Origin of the sequence: Streptomyces lincolnensis (genome assembly GCF_021173675.1) — a bacterium.
Taxonomy (GTDB): domain Bacteria; phylum Actinomycetota; class Actinomycetes; order Streptomycetales; family Streptomycetaceae; genus Streptomyces; species Streptomyces lincolnensis_B.
Genome location: NZ_JAIHON010000025.1, coordinates 80,940 through 101,361 on the forward strand (window position 1 = coordinate 80,940; position 20,422 = coordinate 101,361).

The 20,422-nt window shown below is 72.8% G+C and carries 19 protein-coding genes and 1 tRNA gene; 14 read left to right on the forward strand and 6 right to left on the reverse strand.

All coding sequences use genetic code 11. The features are described 5' to 3' along the window. Positions 1 to 6 precede the first annotated feature (6 nt). The gene (locus K4B79_RS45125; RefSeq protein WP_232033278.1) at positions 7 to 324 is read left to right on the forward strand and encodes a hypothetical protein; all 318 of its coding nucleotides are present in this window, start codon (positions 7 to 9) and stop codon (positions 322 to 324) included. A gap of 89 nt (positions 325 to 413) precedes the next feature. On the opposite strand, the gene K4B79_RS45130 is transcribed toward K4B79_RS45125, so the two are convergent. Continuing rightward, entirely contained in the window at positions 414 to 1,466 is a 1,053-nt protein-coding gene (locus K4B79_RS45130; protein ID WP_232033279.1) for a LacI family DNA-binding transcriptional regulator, read from the reverse strand. 401 nt (positions 1,467 to 1,867) lie between these two features. Here K4B79_RS45130 and K4B79_RS45135 point away from each other — a divergent pair, with 401 nt between their 5' ends. From K4B79_RS45135 to K4B79_RS45150, 4 genes are all read left to right on the forward strand, one after another. Then, the gene (locus K4B79_RS45135; protein ID WP_232033280.1) at positions 1,868 to 3,184 is read left to right on the forward strand and encodes an ABC transporter substrate-binding protein; all 1,317 of its coding nucleotides are present in this window, start codon (positions 1,868 to 1,870) and stop codon (positions 3,182 to 3,184) included. A gap of 5 nt (positions 3,185 to 3,189) precedes the next feature. Next, positions 3,190 to 4,206 (forward strand): carbohydrate ABC transporter permease, encoded by a 1,017-nt coding sequence (locus K4B79_RS45140; protein ID WP_232033299.1) that lies wholly within the window; start codon positions 3,190 to 3,192, stop codon positions 4,204 to 4,206. Positions 4,207 to 4,217: 11 nt separating this feature from the next. Continuing rightward, positions 4,218 to 5,126, forward strand: coding sequence for a carbohydrate ABC transporter permease (locus K4B79_RS45145; protein WP_232033281.1), 909 nt, complete (start codon positions 4,218 to 4,220; stop codon positions 5,124 to 5,126). Between the two features lie 103 nt (positions 5,127 to 5,229). Beyond that, positions 5,230 to 6,690 carry a GH1 family beta-glucosidase gene (locus tag K4B79_RS45150; RefSeq protein WP_232033282.1) on the forward strand — a complete coding sequence of 487 codons (1,461 nt, stop codon included), beginning with the start codon at positions 5,230 to 5,232 and terminating at the stop codon, positions 6,688 to 6,690. 85 nt (positions 6,691 to 6,775) lie between these two features. On the opposite strand, the gene K4B79_RS45155 is transcribed toward K4B79_RS45150, so the two are convergent. Both K4B79_RS45155 and K4B79_RS45160 read right to left on the reverse strand, forming a co-directional pair. Further along, the gene (locus K4B79_RS45155; protein WP_232033283.1) at positions 6,776 to 8,173 is read right to left on the reverse strand and encodes a sensor histidine kinase; all 1,398 of its coding nucleotides are present in this window, start codon (positions 8,171 to 8,173) and stop codon (positions 6,776 to 6,778) included. Beyond that, entirely contained in the window at positions 8,170 to 8,901 is a 732-nt protein-coding gene (locus K4B79_RS45160; RefSeq protein ID WP_232033284.1) for a response regulator transcription factor, read from the reverse strand. Before K4B79_RS45160 ends, K4B79_RS45155 begins: the two co-directional genes overlap by 4 nt. A gap of 111 nt (positions 8,902 to 9,012) precedes the next feature. On the opposite strand from K4B79_RS45160, the gene K4B79_RS45165 reads away from it, so the two are divergent. Next, positions 9,013 to 9,522, forward strand: coding sequence for a hypothetical protein (locus K4B79_RS45165; RefSeq protein WP_232033285.1), 510 nt, complete (start codon positions 9,013 to 9,015; stop codon positions 9,520 to 9,522). A gap of 42 nt (positions 9,523 to 9,564) precedes the next feature. On the opposite strand, the gene K4B79_RS45170 is transcribed toward K4B79_RS45165, so the two are convergent. Together K4B79_RS45170 and K4B79_RS45175 are read right to left on the reverse strand one after the other, a co-directional pair. Further along, positions 9,565 to 10,431, reverse strand: a complete 867-nt coding sequence (locus K4B79_RS45170; protein WP_232033286.1) for a spermidine synthase — start codon at positions 10,429 to 10,431, stop codon at positions 9,565 to 9,567. 45 nt (positions 10,432 to 10,476) lie between these two features. Continuing rightward, positions 10,477 to 10,863: a hypothetical protein gene (locus K4B79_RS45175; RefSeq protein ID WP_232033287.1), complete on the reverse strand. Its 387-nt coding sequence runs from the start codon at positions 10,861 to 10,863 to the stop codon at positions 10,477 to 10,479. A gap of 267 nt (positions 10,864 to 11,130) precedes the next feature. Here K4B79_RS45175 and K4B79_RS45180 point away from each other — a divergent pair, with 267 nt between their 5' ends. Then, on the forward strand, positions 11,131 to 12,600 hold the full coding sequence (locus tag K4B79_RS45180; protein ID WP_232033288.1) for a hypothetical protein: 1,470 nt from the start codon (positions 11,131 to 11,133) through the stop codon (positions 12,598 to 12,600). A gap of 329 nt (positions 12,601 to 12,929) precedes the next feature. Here K4B79_RS45180 and K4B79_RS45185 read toward each other — a convergent pair whose 3' ends face one another. Further along, positions 12,930 to 13,529: a histidine phosphatase family protein gene (locus K4B79_RS45185; protein ID WP_232033289.1), complete on the reverse strand. Its 600-nt coding sequence runs from the start codon at positions 13,527 to 13,529 to the stop codon at positions 12,930 to 12,932. Between the two features lie 207 nt (positions 13,530 to 13,736). Here K4B79_RS45185 and K4B79_RS45190 point away from each other — a divergent pair, with 207 nt between their 5' ends. The 7 genes from K4B79_RS45190 to K4B79_RS45220 all read left to right on the forward strand — a co-directional run bounded on the left by K4B79_RS45190 (position 13,737) and on the right by K4B79_RS45220 (position 20,280). Next, positions 13,737 to 14,723 (forward strand): phosphatase PAP2 family protein, encoded by a 987-nt coding sequence (locus K4B79_RS45190; RefSeq protein ID WP_232033290.1) that lies wholly within the window; start codon positions 13,737 to 13,739, stop codon positions 14,721 to 14,723. Continuing rightward, positions 14,674 to 15,816, forward strand: a complete 1,143-nt coding sequence (locus K4B79_RS45195) for a hypothetical protein (RefSeq protein WP_232033291.1) — start codon at positions 14,674 to 14,676, stop codon at positions 15,814 to 15,816. Before K4B79_RS45190 ends, K4B79_RS45195 begins: the two co-directional genes overlap by 50 nt. 91 nt (positions 15,817 to 15,907) lie before the next feature. Further along, on the forward strand, positions 15,908 to 17,503 hold the full coding sequence (locus K4B79_RS45200) for a hypothetical protein (RefSeq protein WP_232033292.1): 1,596 nt from the start codon (positions 15,908 to 15,910) through the stop codon (positions 17,501 to 17,503). Next, positions 17,500 to 18,864, forward strand: a complete 1,365-nt coding sequence (locus tag K4B79_RS45205) for an AAA domain-containing protein (protein ID WP_232033293.1) — start codon at positions 17,500 to 17,502, stop codon at positions 18,862 to 18,864. The genes K4B79_RS45200 and K4B79_RS45205 overlap by 4 nt, the downstream gene beginning before the upstream one ends. A 265-nt stretch (positions 18,865 to 19,129) precedes the next feature. After that, on the forward strand, positions 19,130 to 19,498 hold the full coding sequence (locus K4B79_RS45210; RefSeq protein ID WP_232033294.1) for a hypothetical protein: 369 nt from the start codon (positions 19,130 to 19,132) through the stop codon (positions 19,496 to 19,498). A gap of 118 nt (positions 19,499 to 19,616) precedes the next feature. Next, on the forward strand, positions 19,617 to 20,216 hold the full coding sequence (locus K4B79_RS45215; RefSeq protein WP_232033295.1) for a bifunctional DNA primase/polymerase: 600 nt from the start codon (positions 19,617 to 19,619) through the stop codon (positions 20,214 to 20,216). Further along, positions 20,207 to 20,280, forward strand: a tRNA-Lys gene (locus tag K4B79_RS45220). The genes K4B79_RS45215 and K4B79_RS45220 overlap by 10 nt, the downstream gene beginning before the upstream one ends. Positions 20,281 to 20,422: the final 142 nt, after the last annotated feature.

Below are 20,422 nucleotides of genomic sequence, written 5' to 3' on the forward strand. Positions count from 1 at the left end.
CTCGTCATGCGGTCGCGGCGGGAGCACCGGTGGCGGCTGCTGACCTGGGTGGTCGTCGCGTTCAACCTGGGGATGCTGCTGTGGCTCGTGGTCGCGCTGGACGCGGCGGGCGATGAGTGCTCCGGCGGGCTGTGCCGGGCGGCCAACGAACCGGACTCGCTCACCGGCGCCTGGCTGGTGGTCTTCTTCTGGCTGGCGGGAGCCGTGCTCCTGGGCGTGGCCTGGCTGCTCACACACCAGACCGAACGACCGCACCGGCGACCACACCGGCGGCGGCACGGACAGGGGCAGGGGCGCAGGCAGGGGCAGGGGGACGGATACTGACGGCGGGCCCTCGGCCCTCGCCCCCCAGGCATCCGCCCGGCGCCCGAGCCCCGCCCCTCAGCACGGCATCCGAGCCCCGCACCCCCTCCTCAGCACGACGCCCGGGTCACCAGCTTGGTCGCCAGCACCACCTGGCGCCGCTCCAGGTCCCGGGTGACCGCGGGGCGGCGGTCGGCGATCTCCGTGAGCAGCAGGTCGATCATCCGGCGGCCCATCTCCTCGATGGGCTGGCGCACGCTGGTCAGGGGCGGGTCCATGTGGCGGGCGATGGCCGAGTCGTCGTAGCCGACGAGCGCCACGTCGGCGGGGATGGCGCGGCCCTCCTCGCGCAGCACCTGGCGGGCGCCGGCCGCCATCACGTCCGAGCCCGCGAAGACCGCGTCCAGGTCGGGACGGCGGGCCAGCAGCTCGGTCATCGCGCGCCGGCCGCCCTCCTCGGTGAAGTCGCCGACCTCGATCAGCCGCTCGTCCACCTCGTGGCCCGCGGCGAGCAGGGCGTCGCGGTAGCCGTCGACGCGGCGCTGGGCGCCGTAGACGTCGAGACGGCCGGTGATGTGGGCGACCGCGCAACAGCCTCGGGCGAGCAGGTGTTCGACGGCCGAGCGGGCGCCGCCGTAGTTGTCCGAGTCGACCGACGGGAGCGTCTCCATGGCCGATCTCGGGCCGCTGATCACGGCGGGTATCTCCAGCTGGGACAGCAGGTCGGGCAGCGGGTCGTCGGCGTGCACGGAGACCAGCAGGACGCCGTCGACCCGGTGGGCGGCCAGGTACTGGGCGAGGCGGCGGCGCTCCCGGTCGCTGCCGGCGAAGATCAGCAGCAGCTGCATCTCGGTCTCGGCGAGCTCGGCGCCGACACCCTTGAGCATGTCCGAGAAGTACGGCTCCGCGAAGAACCGGGTCTCCGGCTCGGGCACGACCAGGGCGATCGCGTCCGTGCGGTTGGCGGCCAGGGCGCGGGCCGCGGTGTTGGGGACGTAGCCGAGTTCGGCCACCGCCGCCTCGACGGCCGCCCGGGTGGCATCGCTGACCCTGGGTGATCCGTTGATCACCCGGGAGACCGTGCCGCGGCCCACGCCGGCCCGCGCCGCCACCTCCTCCAGGGTGGGCCGGCCACCGCTCCGGCCCCGTGCTCCGTGGCCCATGGCTCCGCCTTCCCGCCGTAGTCTTGACGCTGGCCTGGAATTTAACAGTCCCACCGGCCGGCGTGACCGTCCCGGGGGCTTGCCGGCCCCGGACCGCCGCCGTCGGCCAGAGCGGTCGGGTCCGCGCTTTCCGGACGCGCCGAGTCCTCTTGCCCGTGGCTGAATCCTTCTCCCACGCTTCCAGTTAACAGCCCGATAACTGAACGCATCTCTTCGCTCGCAGTCCCTTGACACCCTCGCTCGGACCGACGAACCTTCAACACATCACGAGTGGGAGCGCTCCCACGGTACCTGACACATACACATCCCGCACGTTCCCCGCCCGAGCCGCAGCTAGAACTAACGGGCCCAACAACGCAGTTGGCCGGGGGGTCGGCACGTCAGGGCAACAGGAGGACGCAATGCGAGCACGTACCCGATCCGCCCGCAGGGTGGTGGTCCTCGCGGCCGTCGCGTCGCTGGGCGCCGGGCTGCTGGCCGGCTGTGCCGACGACGGCAAGGACGAGGACAGCTCGTCCCAGGGCGGCGGCAGCGGCAAGACCAAGATCACTCTGGGGCTGTTCGGCAGCTTCGGCTTCGAGGAGGCCGGCCTCTACGCCGAGTACGAGAAGCTGAACCCGAAGATCGACGTTCAGCAGACCGTGATCGAGCGGAACGAGAACTACTACCCGCCGCTGGTCAACCACCTCACGACCGACAGTGGCCTCCAGGACATCCAGGGTGTCGAGGTCGGCAACATCAACGAGGTCGCGAACAACTACGCGGACAAGCTGGTGGACCTCTCCAAGTACGGCAAGGAGAGCGACTACCTGCCCTGGAAGTGGCAGCAGGCGACCACCGAGGGCGGTCAGACGATCGGTCTGGGCACCGACGTCGGCCCGATGGCCATCTGCTACCGCAAGGACCTGTTCCAGGCGGCCGGTCTGCCCACCGACCGCGAGGAGGTCGCCAAGCTGTGGGAGGGCGACTGGGCGAAGCTGGTCGAGACCGGCAAGCGGTTCAAGTCGAAGGCCCCCGAGGGCACCACCTTCATGGACTCGCCCGGCGGTCTGCTCAACGCGATCATCGCCAGTGAGAAGGAGCGGTACTACAACGCCGCCGGCGACGTCATCTACAAGTCGAACCCGGCCGTGAAGAATGCCTTCGACCTGACGGCGGAGGCGGGCGAGGAGGGACTGGTCGGCAACCAGACACAGTTCCAGCCCGCCTGGGACACCACCATCGCCAACGGCAAGTTCGCCGCGATGTCCTGCCCGCCGTGGATGCTCGGCTACATCGAGAGCAAGTCCAAGCCCGAGAACGCCGGCAAGTGGGACGTGGCCGCGCCGCCGAAGGCCGGCAACTGGGGCGGTTCGTTCCTCGCCGTGCCCAAGTCGGGCAAGAACGCCGAGGAGGCCGCGAAGCTCGCCGCCTGGCTGACCGCACCCGAGCAGCAGGCCAAGCTGTTCGCCAAGCGCGGCAGCTTCCCGAGCGCGCAGACGGCGTACGACCTGCCGCTGGTGACCGGTGCCAAGAACAAGATGACCGGTGACGCCCCGATCGGCCAGATCTTCGCTCCGCTCGCCAAGAAGAGCCCGATCCAGGTGATCGGCCCGAAGGACCAGATCATCCAGCAGGGTCTGTCGGACAACGGTGTGGCACTGGTGACCCAGGGCAAGTCGCCCAAGGAGGCCTGGGACAACGCCGTGAAGACCATCGACAACAACCTGGAGAAGTGACCGGTATGGCCACCCGGCACGACACCGCCGCCGCGCCCCCCGTCAAGGAGGGGGGCGCGGCCCCGGCCCGTCCGCCCGCCGAGGCGCTGCCTCCGCAGGAGGCGAAGAGGCGTGCCAGGCTCTCCCGGCGCTGGCAGCGGGACGTGCGCTGGAGCCCGTACGCCTTCGTCTCGCCGTTCTTCCTGCTGTTCGCCGCGTTCGGCCTGTTCCCGCTGATCTACACGGCCTGGGCCTCGCTGCACACCGTGGAACTGACCGCGCCCACCGACATGGAGTGGGCGGGCCTGAAGAACTACGTGCGGATCTTCGACGACGAGTTCTACTGGAACGCGGCGAAGAACACCCTGACCATCGGGATCATCTCCACCGTCCCGCAGTTGATGATGGCGCTGGGTATCGCCCACATCCTCAACTACCGGCTGCGCGCCTCGACCTTCTACCGGGTCGCGATGCTCGCGCCGTACGCGACCTCGATCGCCTCGGCCTCCCTGCTCTTCGTGCTGCTCTTCGGCCGCGACTACGGGATGATCAACTGGGCGCTGGGCTCGGTCGGGATCGATCACATCGACTGGCAGAACGAGAAGTGGCCCTCGCAGTTCGCCGTCTCCTCGATCGTGATCTGGCGGTGGACCGGCTACAACGCGCTGATCTACCTGGCCGCGATGCAGGCGATCCCGCAGGACCTGTACGAGTCGGCGGCCCTGGACGGGGCCAGCCGCTGGCAGCAGTTCATCCATGTGACGCTGCCCTCGCTGCGCCCGACGATCCTGTTCACCGTGGTCGTCTCGACCATCGGCGCCTCCCAGCTCTTCGGTGAGCCCCTGCTGTTCAACGCCAACAAGGGCGCGTCCGGCGGTGCCGAGCACCAGTTCCAGACGCTCGGCCTGTACATGTACGAACAGGGCTGGGTGAACCAGCATCTGGGCCGTGCCTCCGCGATCGCCTGGACGATGTTCCTGATCCTGATCGTGATCGGCATCGTCAACTACGTCATCTCGCGCCGGCTGCGCGCCAGTAGTTAGGAGAACCGGCCGTGACGACGACACTGACGAAACCCCCGGCGGACGCGGAGCCCAAGCCTCCCAAGCGGTCGCGCGGGATGAAGGCGGCACGGGCGGGCGGGCACATGCACGCCGGTCCGGTGGCGTACATCATCCTCGGCGTGTTCACCGTCGTATCGCTGTTCCCGCTGGTGTGGACGGCGATCGCCGCCTCGCGCGACAACCAGCGCCTGGCGCAGACACCGCCGCCGTTCTGGTTCGGCGGCGGGCTGTTCGACAAGCTCGAACTGGCCTGGACGGACGCCAATCTGGGCGAGGCGTTCTTCAACACCACGATCGTGGCCGGTGTTTCGGCGCTGACCATCGTGTTCCTGTCGACGATCGCCGGATTCGCCTTCGCCAAGCTGAGGTTCCGGGGCCGGGGCGCGCTGATGCTGATCGTGATCGGCACGATGATGGTGCCGCCGCAGCTCCAGGTCGTCCCGCTGTACATGATGGTCGCCGAGCTGGACTGGACCGACCAGCTCCAGGCGGTGATCCTGCCGTCGCTGGTGAGCGCCTTCGGCGTGTTCTTCATGCGGCAGTATCTGCTCCAGGCCCTGCCGGACGAGATCATCGAGGCGGCCCGGGTGGACGGCGCGAGCAGCTGGCGCGTGGTGTGGCACGTGGTGTTCCCGACCGCGCGCCCGGCGATGGCCGTCCTCGGCATGCTGATGTTCGTGCAGACCTGGAACGACTTCCTGTGGCCCTTCCTGGTCCTCACCCAGACAGGCAATCCGACCGTGCAGGTGGCGGTCGCGGGCCTGGGCAGTGGTTACACGCCCGACCAGTCCCTGATCATGGCGGGCGCGCTGCTGGGCACGCTGCCGCTGCTGATCGTCTTCGCGATCTTCGGCAAGCAGATCGTGGGCGGCATCATGCAGGGCGCCGTCAAGGGCTGAGCCCGTTTCTCACGGGGGCCGAGCCACCGCTGCCTCGGCCCCCCGTCTCCCCCTCCCCTCATCCACCCCGTCGGTCTCCACGACCTTCTATGGGAGCGCTTCCATGCCTGAGTCCGAATCGCCGGTGACACCGGTGACCTTTCCCCCCGCCTTCCTCTGGGGCGCCGCGACCTCCGCCTACCAGATCGAGGGGGCGGTGCGGGAGGACGGCCGCACGCCCTCCATCTGGGACACCTTCAGCCATACCCCGGGCCGCACGGCCGGCGGTGAGCACGGTGACATCGCTGTCGACCACTACCACCGGTACCGCGACGACGTACGGATGATGGCGGACCTGGGCCTGAACGCGTACCGCTTCTCGATCTCCTGGTCGCGGGTGCAGCCGACCGGGCGGGGCCCGGCGGTCCAGCGCGGCCTGGACTTCTACCGCCGTCTGGTGGACGAGCTGCTGTCCGTGGGGATCAAGCCCGCGGTCACCCTCTACCACTGGGACCTGCCCCAGGAGCTGGAGGACGCGGGCGGCTGGCCGGAGCGCGACACGGCGTACCGGTTCGCCGAGTACGCGCAGATCGTCGGCGAGGCGCTCGGCGACCGGGTGGAGCAGTGGATCACGCTCAACGAGCCGTGGTGCAGCGCCTTCCTGGGCTACGCCTCGGGCGTCCACGCGCCCGGCCGGACCGACCCGGCGGCCTCGCTGAAGGCCGCGCACCACCTGAACCTGGCGCACGGTCTGGGCACCACCGCCCTGCGTTCGGTGATGCCGGCCCGCAACTCGGTCGCGGTGAGCCTGAACTCCTCGGTGGTCAGGCCGCTCTCGCCGGACCCGGCGGACCTGGCGGCGGTGCGCAAGATCGACGACCTGGCCAACGGGGTCTTCCACGGGCCGATCCTGCACGGGGCCTACCCGGAGACGCTGTTCGCCGCGACGGAGCTGCTCACGGACTGGTCCTACGTCCTGGACGGCGACCTGGAGGCCATCAACCAGCCGCTGGACGCGCTCGGCCTCAACTACTACACGCCGACGCTGGTCTCGGCGGCGGACCCGGACGCGGACGGCCCGCGCGCCGACGGCCACGGCTCCAGCGACGCCTCCCCCTGGCCGGGCGCGGACGACGTCGCCTTCCACCAGACGCCGGGCGAGCGCACGGAGATGGGCTGGACGATCGACCCGACGGGCCTGCACGACCTGATCATGCGCTACGCCAGGGAGGCCCCGGGCCTGCCCCTGTACGTCACCGAGAACGGCGCGGCCTACGACGACAAGCCCGACCCCGACGGCCGTGTCCACGACCCGGAGCGGATCGCCTACCTGCACGGCCATCTGCGCGCGGTCCGCCGGGCCATCGCGGAGGGCGCGGACGTCCGCGGCTACTTCCTGTGGTCCCTGATGGACAACTTCGAGTGGGCCTACGGCTACGGCAAGCGCTTCGGCGCGGTCTACGTCGACTACACCACCCTCGAACGCACCCCCAAGTCCAGCGCCCTCTGGTACGCCCAGGCGGCCCGCACGGGAACGCTCCCGCCGGTCCAGACCGTACTGCCGCCGCTGGCCACGACCGACTGACCACCACCCGAGGGGGATCCGGGGGACGGGGCGCGGCACGCCGAGGGGACGTGCCGCGCCCCGGTGTTCCACGGCGGCCGGTCGCTCAGGGGTGGGTCCGGGAACGGCTGAGGGCGGAGACCAGCGGGCCCGGTCTGCGTCTGCGTACCCGGTGTCCCCGGCGTACCGGTTCGCGTCCGTCGAGTTGGATCCAGATGCGGACCTCGGTGCCGCCGAGGACGGAGGAGCCGATACGGACGTCGCCGCCGGTGGACTCGGCGAGGCGGCGGACGATGTCGAGGCCGAGGCCGGTCGAGCCGGTGGTGCCGGAGCCGCGGCCGCGGGCCATCGCCGCCTGGGGGTCGGGGATGCCGGGGCCGGCGTCGGACACCAGGACGATGACGGCGTCCTCGCCATTGTGCAGGTCGACGGCGAAGGCGGTGCCCTCGGCGGTGTGCCGGAAGACGTTGCCGAGGAGGGCGTCGAGGGCGGCGGCCAGGTCGGCGCGGGCGACGGGGATGCGCACCGGCCGGTCGGCGCCGGCCACCCGCCACTTGCGGCCCTCGTCCTCGGCCAGCGCCGACCAGAACGCCATCCGCTCACGGACCACCTCGGCCGCGTCGCATCCGGCGCCCGGTCCGGCCGCGGCGGTCTGCGGTTTGGCGTCCCGGGCCGTGCGGATGATGGTGTCGACCTCGCGCTCCAGCTGGGCGACCGCCTCCCGGGTCTGCTCGGCGGCGGGACCGTCCCCGAGGGAGGCCGCGTTCAGCCGCAGCACGGTCAGCGGGGTGCGCAGCCGGTGGGAGAGATCGGCCGCCAACTCCCTTTCGTTCGCCAGGAGTTGTACGACCTGATCGGCCATGGAGTTGAACGCGACCGCCGCCAGCCGCAGTTCCGTCGGCCCGTCCTCGGGCACCCGCGCGCCCAGCTGCCCCTCCCCCAGCTCGTGCGCGCCCTCGACCAGCCGCCGGGCCGGACGCACCATCCGCACGCCCAGCCGGTCGGCGACCGCGACCGAGCCGACGACCAGCGCGACGCCGACCGCGGCGAGCACCGCCCAGGCGGTGGCGACGCCGTTGGTGACCTCGGACTCGGGCACGAAGACCTCGACGACGGCGATCTCGCCGGAGCTCAGCGCGACCGGCTGGAGCAACGTGGAGCCGCCGGGCACGTCGCTGGTGGAGGCCCGGCCGAGCCTGCGCACGGTCGCGATGTCCGCGTCGGCGGCACGCTGCCGCCCCAGGTCCACGGCCGCGGTGCCGTCGCCCGCCGGTATGTGCACGGCCATCCCGGCGTCCGAGCCCGCCGAGGCGACGACCCGTTCCAGCTGGTCGCGGTCGGTGGTGATGGACAGCGCCGGGGCGACCGCGGCGGCCTCCCGCTCGGCGCCCGAGAAGGCGCGGTCCCTGGCCATCTCCTTGATGACGAGCCCGAGCGGGATCGCGAAGGCGACCACGACCATGGTGGTGACCGCCAGACAGACCTTGACCAGGGCCCACCTCATCGGGCCGGCTCCGCTCCCGAGGATCCCGGGGCGGACTCCGCCACCGGCGGCTCCAGCTTCACGCCGACACCGCGCAGGGTGTGCAGATAGCGGGGCCGCGCGGCCGTCTCGCCGAGCTTGCGGCGCAGCCAGGAGAGGTGGACGTCGATGGTCTGGTCGTCGCCGTAGGACTGCTGCCACACCTCGGCCAGCAGCTCTCTGCGCGGGACGACGACGCCGGGACGGCCGGCCAGGAAGGCGAGCAGGTCGAACTCGCGGCGGGTGAGGTCCAGTCGTACGCCGTCCAGTTCGGCCTGTCGGCGCAGGGGGTCCACGGTCAGGCCGCCGACGCGGAGCACGGAGTCCGAGGCGGCCTCGCCGACGGCGGAGCGGGACCGGCGCAGGACGGCCGTCATGCGGGCCGACAGGTGCTCGACGGAGAAGGGCTTGGTCAGGTAGTCGTCCGCGCCCGCGTTCAGCAGGCGGACGATCTCCGTCTCGTCGTCGCGGGCCGTGGCGATGATCACGGGCACGTCGGTGATGCCGCGCAGCATCTTCAGCGCTTCGGCGCCGTCCAGGTCGGGCAGGCCGAGGTCCAGGATGACGAGGTCGAAACGGACGTGGGCGACCTCGCGCAGCGCCTCCAGGGCCGTCCCGACGCTGCGCACGGTGTGCGAGGCGTCGGTCAGATGCCGGATGAGCGCCGAGCGTACGAACTGGTCGTCCTCGACCACGAGCACACTTGCCATGCGCCGCACCGTACGCCATGCGGGACGGCCGCATCCGGGGCCTGTGGACAACTTCGTCCCTGTGGACAGGAGCGCGACACGGGTGGGACGGGTGAGGCAGTATGGCGCGCGATGCGCAGAGGACTCGTACTCGTACTGGCCTGGCTGCTCGCCACGGGCGCGGCGGTCACGCTGTCGTGGTGGGGCGTCCACACGGTGATGGCGGGCACGGCCTACGACCCGCCGCGCGCCCTGCCCGTCACGGCGGCCGACGCGACCACGCAGGAGTCGAGGCCGCTGGCGTCGCCGACCCCCCGGCCGACCCCGTCGGCCACCCCCTCCCCGAGCCCCACCCGGAAGCCGGCCGTCGCGCCGACTCCCACGCCCACCAGGACGGCGAGCCCGTCCCCCGCCGCGTCGGGCCAGGTCAGGAGCTACGACACCGATGGCGGGCGCGCGGTCTTCGACCTCGGCCGGACCTCAGCGACGCTGGTCTCGGCCACGCCCGGCACCGGCTGGTCGATGCAGGTCTGGAAGACCGAGTCGTGGATCAGGGTGGAGTTCAGCTCGGGCGCGGACCGGGTCTCGGTGTTCTGCACCTGGCACGACGGGCCGCCGCGCGTGGAGATCGGCACCTACTGAGTCCCGCCCGCTGAGCCAGACCTGCTGAGTCGGACCGCTGGGTCACCGGAACACGGAGGGCGGCGGCGCCGGGGACGCCACCGCCGCCGCGTCCGTCACGGGTACGGCCCCGCCGGTGAAGTCGGTGAGCTGCCTGCCGTGTTCGACGCGGCCCGGGTGCGGGTCGGAGGCGGCGCGGCGGGTGAGTTCGGCGACGGGGAGCGGGCGGTCGGAGGCGACGAGCACCGCGTTGCCGAAGCGCTTGCCGCGCAGGACGGTCGGGTCGGCGATCAGCGCGAGCTCCTGGAAGCGGACCGCCGCGGTGGCGATCTGGCCGCGCAGGTGGGCCAGCGGCGGACCGTCGGCGAGGTTGGCGGCGTAGCAGCCGTCCGGCTTCATCGCCCGGCGGACCTCGTCGAGGAACTCGGTGGAGGTGAGGTGGGCGGGGGTGCGGGCCCCGCTGAAGACATCGGCCATGACGAGGTCGGCCCAGCCGTCGGGCACCTTGGCGAGCCCCTCACGGGCGTCCACGGAACGGATCCGGATCCGGGCGCCCGGGTCCAACGGCAGCTCCCTGCGGACCAGTTGGACGAGGGCCGCGTCGCGCTCGACGACCTGCTGAGTGGAGCGCGGACGGGTCGCGGCGACATAGCGGGCGAGGGTCAGCGCACCGCCCCCGAGGTGCACGGCCTGCACGGGCTTGCCGGTCGGGGCCACCAGGTCGATGACATGGCCGAGCCGCCGCTGGTACTCGAACGACAGATACGCCGGGTCGTCCAGGTCCACGTGCGACTGCGGCGCTCCGTCGATCAGGAGGGTCCAGGCCCGTGCGCGGTCCCGGTCGGGTATCAGCTCGGCGAGGCCGCCGTCGACGGGTTCCACGACTGCCTCGACAGCCGCCTGCCGCCGCCCGCTCCTGGACTTTCCCATGGGGCCATTATCGGGCGCGGTGCGCAGGTCGGCGCAGCCGGTGGGTCAGCGGCAGTTGTCCGCGGCCTCGATCAGCCGCGCCGCCTCGCCCAGCGCGGCCCGCAGCACCGCCGGGTCGGTCGCCAGGTCGGCGTCGCCCGGAGGCAGCAGCCAGTCGGCGCCCTGGACGGGCGGTTCGGGCTCGGGGCTCAGTCTCAGCCCGCGCCCCTCGGTCTCCGTGCAGGTGCTGCCCGGCACGTCCCACGCGGCGGCGGTCCCGGGCGGCACCAGGAACCCCAGGGTCTTGCCCCCGTCGTCGTGCAGCACGGGTCCCACCGCCTCGCCCACCCCCCGCCGCAGGATGTCGACGGCCTCCAGGCCGTGCCGCGTCGGCACCGTGACCACGTCACAGGACACCGGCGTACAAGGATCGACGCTCTGGTTGAACTCCATCGCGGCCTCCACCAAGGAACCCTCGTCCGACTGCGATGGGTTCAACGCCCGCCCGCGTCAACGGCTACGGCACAAGTCCGCCGCAAAGGATGGCAGTTCATGGCAGATCTCGGATGAGATATCCGGTTTGTAGCCAAACCCCGTGTGGCGGGTCGGACACAGCGGGTACGTTCTTGCCCGCCGGAAACAGGGTGTCACAGGGACAACTCATGCCGAATCCACCCCGGTTCCGGCGTGGTTCGACGGTTCGCACGAGAGGACCCGGCCATGGCGTCGTCAACGGTGACCTCGTCCCAGCCCGCCAGACCACCGCAGCCGAACCTCGTGTTCCGGCAGTTGCGCGGACAGCGCTCGCCGGCCGAGTTCGCCGCGGCGGTACGGCGTGCCGCCCGCGAGATCGGTGAGCGGGTCAGCTGCGACGCGCGCTATGTCGGGCGCGTCGAGGCGGGCGAGATCCGCTGCCCCAACTACGCGTACGAACGGGTGTTCCTGCACATGTTCCCCGGCCGCACGCTCACCGACCTCGGGTTCGCGCCCCGCTCGTCCGTCCGCGGACGCCGGACGCGCACGTCCGAGGACGCGCCCCCGGCTCGCGCCATGAGCCCGGTGTACGCGGCCGGTGAGACGCCCGGGGTGCCCGAGCCGTATGACCCGCAGGACAGACAGGACCCGTACGGCACACAGGGCCCGTACGAGACGTACGACAACTACGAGGAGAGCGACGTGCTGCGTCGCGCATTCATGACCGGCGGGGGCGCCACGGTGGCCGCCGCTTCACTGGGCCCGTTGGGGCTCGTCCCCGAGGCCGTCGCCGTGGGAGGTTCCCTCCGGCGCGTCGGCGCGGGGGAGGCGAGCGCGCTGGAGGAGGCCGTCCGCCGGATCCGGCTGCTCGACGACCGGCACGGCGCGGACGGTCTCTACCGGCGCGCGGCCACTCCGCTGCGCGCCGCCTACGCGCTGCTGGACGCGGGGGTGACCCGGCGGACGACCGCCGACCGGCTCCACTCCGGCGCCGGCGAACTGGCCATCTCGGTGGGCTGGCTGGCCCATGACTCGGGGCGCTTCGACGACGCCCGCTCGCACTACGCGGAGGCGCTCGCCACCGCCCGGACGAGCGGCGACGAGGCCCTGGAGGCACACGCCTTCTGCAACACCGCGTTCCTCGCACGGGATGCCGGGCGCCCGCGCGAGGCGGTGCGCGCCGCGCAGGCCGCGCAGCGCGTCGCACGCCCACTCGGCTCCGCCCGGCTGATGTCGCTGCTCGCGCTGCGCGAGGCGGGCGGCTGGGCCGGACTCGCCGACCGCACCGGCTGCGAACAGGCGCTGGCCCGCGCCCAGGCCCTCTTCGAGCGGGGCCGCTCGGACGCCGACCCCGAGTGGATGAGCTTCTACGGCGAGGCCGAACTGGAGGGGCTGGAGGCGCAGTGCTGGTCCACGCTGGGCGACTGGGGGCGCGCGGCCCGGCACGCGGGCCGTGCGGCGCGTCTCCAGGACCCGCACTTCACCCGGAACATCGCGCTGTACACCGCCGAACTGGCCGACGATCTCGCCCGGGGCGGCCGTCCCGACGAGGCCGCGGCGGCCGGGATGCGGGTACTGGACCTGCTGGGCGAGGTCCAGTCCTCGCGTATCCAGTCGATGCTGGCCGGCACGGCACGCGTACTGCTGCCGCACCGGCGCGCCTCGGGAGTCTCCGCGTTCCTCGAACGCCACGCGGGCCTCCCCCGCACGGCGTGAGCCACGGCGCCGTCTCACGCCCGCCTCCTGCCGCCCCTCCCCGGCTTCACCTCGGCGCACCCGTGTGCCCCGACCTGCGGCTCTACGTCGGTTCGCCCCGACCCCGCCGACACGACCGGGAACCGGAACGCCCCGCGCAGCGCCACCGACGGGAAGAACACCAGCGCCCGCACACGGCATGGCACCGCGAATGATGTGGGGGCGGCCACCCCGTATCCGGGCCGCCGGCCACGACACCCGCCCGCGCCCCCGCCGCGCGCGCCGGGGAGACGGGGCCGCACCGAGTGCCCTGGGCGCCGGTCGCGTCGCCTCGGGGATGGTCTCGCGGGTCAGTCCGCGGTCAGGTGGCCCCGGTCGTTCCAGCTCTCGATGGCCGGTTCGCCGTAGGCCCAGCCGAGGATCGACAGGGAGGTGGGGTAGAGGCGGATCCGCGCGGCGAAGTCGATCGGCAGGCCCAGCCAGCGGGCCCCGATGGAGCGCAGGATGTGGCCGTGCGCGAAGACCAGGACGTCCCGGTCGGCCGAGCGGGCCCAGGCGACGACCTCGTCCGCGCGTGCGGTGATCTCGGCGAGCGACTCGCCCTCCGGGACGCCGTCGCGCCAGATCAGCCAGCCGGGCCGGACGGCCTGGATCTCCTCGGGGGTCATGCCCTCGTAGGCGCCGTAGTCCCACTCCATGAGCGTGTCCCAGGTGCTCGCGCGCTCACCGAAACCGGCGAGTTCGCAGGTCTCCCGCGCGCGGGAGAGCGGGCTGGTGCGTATCTCCACCCCGGCAAGAGCGCCGAACGGCGCGCGGTGCAGCCGTTCACCGAGTAGTTTGGCGCCTCTGCGGCCCTCCTCCAGGAGGGGTACGTCGGTCCTGCCGGTGTGCTTGCCGGACAGCGACCACGCGGTCTGTCCGTGCCGTGCCAGCAGGATGCGCGGTGCCATGAAGGGACCCCTCCGGGAGTGGGCAGAAGCGGAACCCTTCCATCATCGCGCACGCCGAGGCGCCGTCCGTCGGGGGCAACCCGGTGGGCGATCTCTGCGTCTTCAAGGGCCGGGGGCGCTCCATGGGGGAGCGCCGAACACGCCGTAAAGTGGCACGACCGGACGGATACCACCGGACGCGCGCGAGAGAAGGGGGAGGGCGATCGGATGCCGCTGACCGAGACACCAGGCACCGAGGCGGCCCCACGGATCCGGCTGCGCTGGTGGACCGAGCTGCCGCTGATCCTCCTGGTGTACGCCTGCTACTCGGCGGGCCGGCTGCTGGCCCGGGGCGACGTCTCCACCGCCGTCGACCACGGACTGGCGATCCTGCGCGTCGAGAAGTTCCTGTACCTCAACGCGGAGCACCCGCTGAACCGGCTCTTCACCCGGGAGGCGTGGCTCGGCGTACCGGCCGACTTCTGGTACGCCTCGCTGCACTACGTGGTGACGCCCGCCGTCCTGATCTGGCTGTTCCGGTCGCACGCCGTGCGCTACCGGGCGGCCCGCACCTGGCTGATGACGTCCACCTTCATCGGCCTGATCGGCTTCACCCTGCTCCCGACCTGCCCGCCGCGCCTGCTCTCGGCGAACCACGGCTTCGTGGACACGATGGCCCAGTACAGCTCGTACGGCTGGTGGGGCGGCGAGGCCAGCGCCCCGCGGGGTCTGGGCGGGATGACCAACCAGTACGCGGCGATGCCGAGCCTGCACGTGGGCTGGGCGCTGTGGTGCGGTGTGATGCTGTGGAAGTACGGGCGGTCGCCGCTGACGAGGACCGCGGCGGTCCTGTACCCGCTGATCACCACGATCGTGGTGATGGGCACCGCGAACCACTACTTCCTCGACGCGGTCGCGGGCGCGGCCGTGATGGGGGTCGGCCTGCTGCTCACGCCGTACGTCATGCGGACCGCGCAGCGGGCCGGGGCGCTGCTGCGGGCCCGGGTGGCGGGGCTCACGGCGGGTTCGCCCGGCGCGACCACCCCGGTCCCGGCGGGCTCTCGTGGCGCAACCGCCTCAATTGTCAGTGGCGGATGCCAGACTTCCGCGGGTGAGCAATTTCCACGGCATCGCGAGTCACGGTTCCCCGACGGGGCCGAGCCCAGTGCCTCCCCCGCGGAAGCGGGAGACGGCGCTCCGGCACCGGCTCGCTGAGCTGCGCGGCCCCGACGTCCCTGCCAAGGCGCTGGACGCGCGTGCCCTGGCGGCGCTCGCCGCCAACCCCGGGTGCGAGCGGCGCGCGATCCTCGACGGCGCCGGGGTGGACAAGACGACGCTGGCGAGCGCGCTGGGCGCCCCGTCCGCCTTCGGGCAGTCGCAGTTCGCCCTGACCCGGGGCAACGCCTTCGAGGCGCGGGTGAAGTCCGACGGTGGCGCGGAGCTGCTGCGGCTGGTGCACGAGAAACTCGACCCGGGCGCCGAGCCGCCGTCCGGGGCCCAGCTCCCCGACCTCACCGCCATCGGCCCCGAGGGCCGCACGGCCCGTACCGCGCTCGCCCTGCGGGAGGCCACCGCGGCCGGCGCGTGGGCGCTGCTCGACCATCCGATGCTGGCGCTCGACGTGGCGGGCTCCCCCGCCTTCCTGGAGCCGGACGCGGTGGTGGTGCATCCGGACGGCGGCTGGACGGTCGTGGAGATCAAGTCCTTCCCGATGCTCGACGGCTCGGCGGACCCGGCGAAGGTGGGCGCGGCGGCGCGCCAGGCAGCGGTGTACGTGCTGGCGCTGGAGGAGGTCGCGGCCCGTCTGGATCCCGCCCCGCGCGTGCGGCACCACGTCCTGCTGGTGTGTCCGAAGGACTTCTCCAACCTGCCCGCCGCGTCCGCGGTCGACATCCGCAAGCAGCGCGCGGTGACCGCCCGCCAGCTGACCCGTCTCACCCGCCTTGAAGACATCGCCGACGCCCTGCCCGAGGGCACCTGCTTCTCCCCCGACCTGCCAGTCGAGGACCTCACGGCCGCGGTCGAGTCGGTCCCCGCGACCTACGCGCCCGAGTGCCTGTCCGCCTGCGAGCTGGCCTTCCACTGCCGCGACCGCTCCCGTACGGCCGGCGCGGTGACCTCCCTCGGCCGTTCGGTCCGCGCCGAGCTCGGCGGTCTCACCACGGTCGAGGACGTCCTCGCGGCGGCCCGCGGAGAGGCCGGCGATCCGGACGACCCCGCGGTGGCCGCGCTGCGCAGAGCGGCGGAGCTGCGGGCGGAAGCGCTGGGCACGGCCGGGTTCGCGGTCGCGGGAGGTGCGCGTCCATGACGGCACCCGCCCACTCCCAGGCGCAGGTCACCGCTCTCGTCCCGACGGCCCCGCGCGCGAACGCGGCCGGGGCGGGCACCCTGGAGGCGGCATGTCGCTGATCTCCACCCTCGCCCGTCTCGAAGCGGTCAGCAGTGGCCGTGCTCAGCCCGCCGCCACCGTCCGGCACCGGCATCTCGCCGAGCGGCCGCTCGTGTTCGTGCCGCTCACCACCGCGGGTGAGGCCGGCGCCCCGCTGGGCGCGCTGGTGGGCACCGACCGGGACGCGCCGCGCCTGCTGGTCGTGCCGCAGCCCCGCGACCGTGACCTCAGGTTCGCGTTCCTCGCCGAGCTCGCCGACGTCGTCCTGCCGTACATCGACGGGTACGCCGAGTCCGTGGAGGCAGCCGAGCGCACCGACACCGACCCGGAGACCGGCAAGCGGGTCAAGGTCGAGGTCGACCTGTGCTCGGACGCCCCGCAGCTGATCGTGCCGAGCCGCGCGGGCGTGGAGTTCGTCCGGCTGCTGGGCCGCTCGCTGCGTTTTCGGCGTACGGCGGAGCAGGACCCGGAGACGCCGTATCCCGCGCCGCCCCGGCTGCCGTTGCTCGGGAGGTGGCTGACGCATTTCGGGGAGCGGGCCCGGGTGCCGGGCTCCTCGCTGCTGCCGGCCATGACGGACCTGCTGGCCCGGCACTGGACGACCGGCCAGTCCACCCTGGAGGACCAGCATCTGGGCGCGCTGCTCGCCTGGATCGACCCGCCCGAGGGGAGGTCCGGGGCCGAGGCCGCGCTGGACGCGGAGCTGACGCGGGACGCCCGGGGCCAGCTGCTGTGCCCGCCCGCGGGACCGGCCACCGACCCGGCCTTCGACAACAAGCTCCTCGCCCCGGCCATCGAGCGCTACGACCGTGCCCGCACCGCCCTCGCCGCCGCCGAGGACGGTCTGGAGGCCGACGACCGGCTCGGCATCCTCACCGCGGCCGAGCACGAGCTGCGGGAGCTGGTCGAGAGCCGGACCCGCCCCACCTGGGACGCGGTGTGGCGGGGCCTGGACCTGCTGCGGGCGCTGCCGGAGGGCGCGCACGTCGAGGAGCGGTGGACCCGCGACCGCTGGTCCTTCACCGCCCACCGCGACCGCGTCCTGGCCGGTGAGCCCCCGCAGCCGCGCCGCGACGACGCGGTCACCGCCGCGAACAAGCTGGCCGCGCGCGAGCGCGAGCAGGCCCGGCTGGAGGCCCAGGAGGCGCTGGACGACCCGCTGGTGATGGCCGGGCGGCGGCTGTCCGGAGAGGCGTTCACGGGCGAGGTCACGGATGTCGTCATGGCGTACAGCGAGGGAAAGCGGCCGAGCCCCCGCCCGCTGGTGACCGTCCGCACGGACGACCGGCCGCATCTGGGCGAGCGGGCCCGGGTGTACCGCTCGCTGGGCGGCAAGCCGCAGGCGGCGGAGTTCGTCGGGCAGGAGGACGAGGGGATTCTCGTCCTGCGGATCATGGACAAGATGGGCCGCGGCAAGGAGCCCGAGGCGGGATCGGTGCCGGAGAAGGGCGACCGGGTCTGTTTCACGCTCTTCGAGCACGAACAGCGCGGCGGCGCGAAGCTGCCCGACCCGGAGGACACCCCGTGGACGCACGGCGGTCCGCCCGGCGAGGCGGCCGCCGTACCGGAAAGCGCCGATCCCCTGACCGCGGAGGACGTTCTGTGACCACCCCGGCCACTCCGGCCACTCCGGCCATCCCTGCCTTCGACCCCGGCGCCGAGGCCGGCCGGGCCACCGCGGCGATCCTCCACGACACCCTGCACGGCACCCACCGGGGCGTGGTCGTGGACTCCCCGCCCGGCGCCGGGAAGTCCACACTCGTCGTCCGCGCCGCGCTCGAACTCGCCGACGCCGGGCGCCCACTGATGGTGGTCGCGCAGACGAACGCGCAGGTGGACGATCTCGTCCTGCGGCTCGCCGAGAAGAGTCCCGAGCTGCCGGTGGGGCGTCTGCACAGCAGTGACACCGACCCGTACGACAAGGCGCTCGACGACCTGCCGAACGTCCGCAAGTCGGCGAAGGCGGCCGATCTCGCCGGGCTCGCGGTGGTGATCTCGACGGCCGCGAAATGGGGGCACGTCAAGGTCGACGAACCCTGGCGGCACGCGATCGTCGACGAGGCCTACCAGATGCGCTCCGACGCGCTGCTCGCCGTCGCCGGGCTGTTCGAGCGGGCGCTGTTCGTGGGCGATCCGGGCCAGCTGGACCCGTTCGCGATCGTCGGCAGCGAGCAGTGGGCGGGCCTGTCCTACGACCCCTCGGCCTCGGCCGTGACGACCCTGCTCGCGCACAATCCGGAACTCCCCCAGCACCGGCTGCCGGTGTCCTGGCGGCTCCCGGCCTCGGCGGCGCCCCTGGTCTCGGACGCCTTCTATCCCTTCACCCCCTTCCGCAGCGGCACGGACCACGGGGACCGCCGGCTGTCCTTCGGCGTCCCGTCGGACGGCTCGGGTCCCGACCGGGTGATCGACGAGGCGGCGGAGTCGGGCTGGGGCCTGCTGGAGCTGCCCGCCCGGCACACCCCGCGCACGGACCCGGAGGCGGTACGGGCGGTGGCGGCCGTCGTACGGCGGCTGCTGGACCGGAGTGGCGCGGCGGTCTCGGAGCGCTCCCCCGACCCCACGCCGCTGACGCCCGACCGGATCGCCGTCGGCACCGCCCACCGGGACCAGGCGGCGGCCGTCCGCGCGGCCCTGGCCGAGCTGGGCGTGGCGGACGTCACGGTCGACACGGCCAATCGTCTCCAGGGCCGCGAGTTCGACGTCACGGTCGTCCTCCACCCCCTGTCCGGCCGCCCCGACGCCACAGCCTTCCACCTGGAGACCGGCCGCCTGTGCGTCCTGGCCTCCCGCCACCGCCACGCCTGCATCGTCGTCTGCCGCGCCGGCGTCACCGACCTCCTGGACGACTACCCCTCCACGGAACCGGTCCAGCTGGGAACGCTGGTGAAGTTCCCCGACGGCTGGGAGGCGAACCACGCGGTGCTGGCGAAACTGGCCGAGCACAAGGTGGCGTGGCAGGGGTGACAGACGCACCGTCCCGCCGAGCACCCGCACATCGCCCACCACGTCCCACTCCCCCGCCGGACGGAGTCCGGCACACCGCCGGAGGCGGCGGGTCGTGGGGACCGGTGAAACCCGCGGAGCGCCAGGTGGCGTGGCAGGGGTGATCGGCGGGGAACATCACAGCGGTCGGAATCCTTGAGACCGCCGGAGGACCCCGGCCCCCTTGCGCGGGCTTGGGACAATGGACGGTGGCCCACTCACCCGTGACCCACGAGGAGGAGAAGACATGGCGGAGCACACGCCGCGTCGGAACGAATCGCGGCTACGCCCCGCGCCCCTGCTCTTCGAGCCCGCGCAGGCCGCCGCCGACCCGGAGCACTTCTTCGATCTGGAGTCGATCGACGACCCCCGCGCCCTGCTGTCCCGCGCGACGGAGCTGACGCACGCCTTCCGCGCGGCGACCGACCGTGCCGTGGAGTTCCAGGCGATCGCGGCGGCCCAGCTGGCCGACCCGCGCCGCTTCGACCGGCTGACGACGGCGGACATCGCCGAGCGGGCCGAGTGGACCGAGGACTACGCGAAGCGGATGGTCGAGTTCGGCCGTGACCTGCTGCGCGGCGGCGCGGAGGGCCTCGGCTCGGTCGATCCGGTGTAGACGCACCCCGGTTCCTGGCATATGCCAGCCGCGCAAGATACCCCCTCCCGCCCCTTCTCGTCCGGTCTTTCGGCAACTCTGGGAAACGGAACACTCACACCCCGTAGACGTATATGCCATGAGCAACGCACGGGAAGAGCAACGCTGCGACGTCTCCGGCATCTCAGGCGTCACCGCGGACGGCGCGGCCTGGCTCGCCTCTGCCGGAACGTATCCGCGCAGCACCCTGGCCCTCTGGGAGGAACGTCCGGACGCCCCGGTCGTCCTGCCCTGCGGTACCGCGTTCGACGTCGTGGGCGCGCCCGCGATCTTCGGCCGCCGGATGCTCGACCGGCTGTGGGACGAGGGCCCGGGGTCGGGTCCGGTGGCGGTGTTCCGGGGCCGGGTGCTGCTGTTCGCCGCACCGGGCACGGCTCACCGGCTGCCGTCGCTGCTGCACTGGGAGGAGTTCGGCCGCACCGGCGCGATCCCGCCGCTGCTGTGCCACGGCACCGGAGACGCGGTCACCCTCCCCGCCCCGACGGCCGCCTACACCCCCTCCTCCGCCCGCCCCGACTCCCGCTGGCTGGTCGCCCCTGACACCCGTCACCCCTGGCTCCCGGGGCCCGAGATCCTGCTCTGGGCGGCCGTCCGGGCGGCCCGCGCGGCCGTGCGGATATCGATTTTTCCTCCCGCCGATCAGGGTGCTAAGGTCTACGACGTCAGCAGGCGCCGCTAGCTCAGTTGGTTAGAGCAGCTGACTCTTAATCAGCGGGTCCGGGGTTCGAGTCCCTGGCGGCGCACAGACAGGTAAGGCCCCTCGCAAGTGCGGGGGGCCTTCGCCATGGGCGCGAGTGCTTCCCGGTGCCGCAGAGGCGGCCGGGGGTCCGGGGGTTGCCCCCGGGAAATGCAGCATCAGCGGGTCCGGGGTTCGAGTCCCTGGCG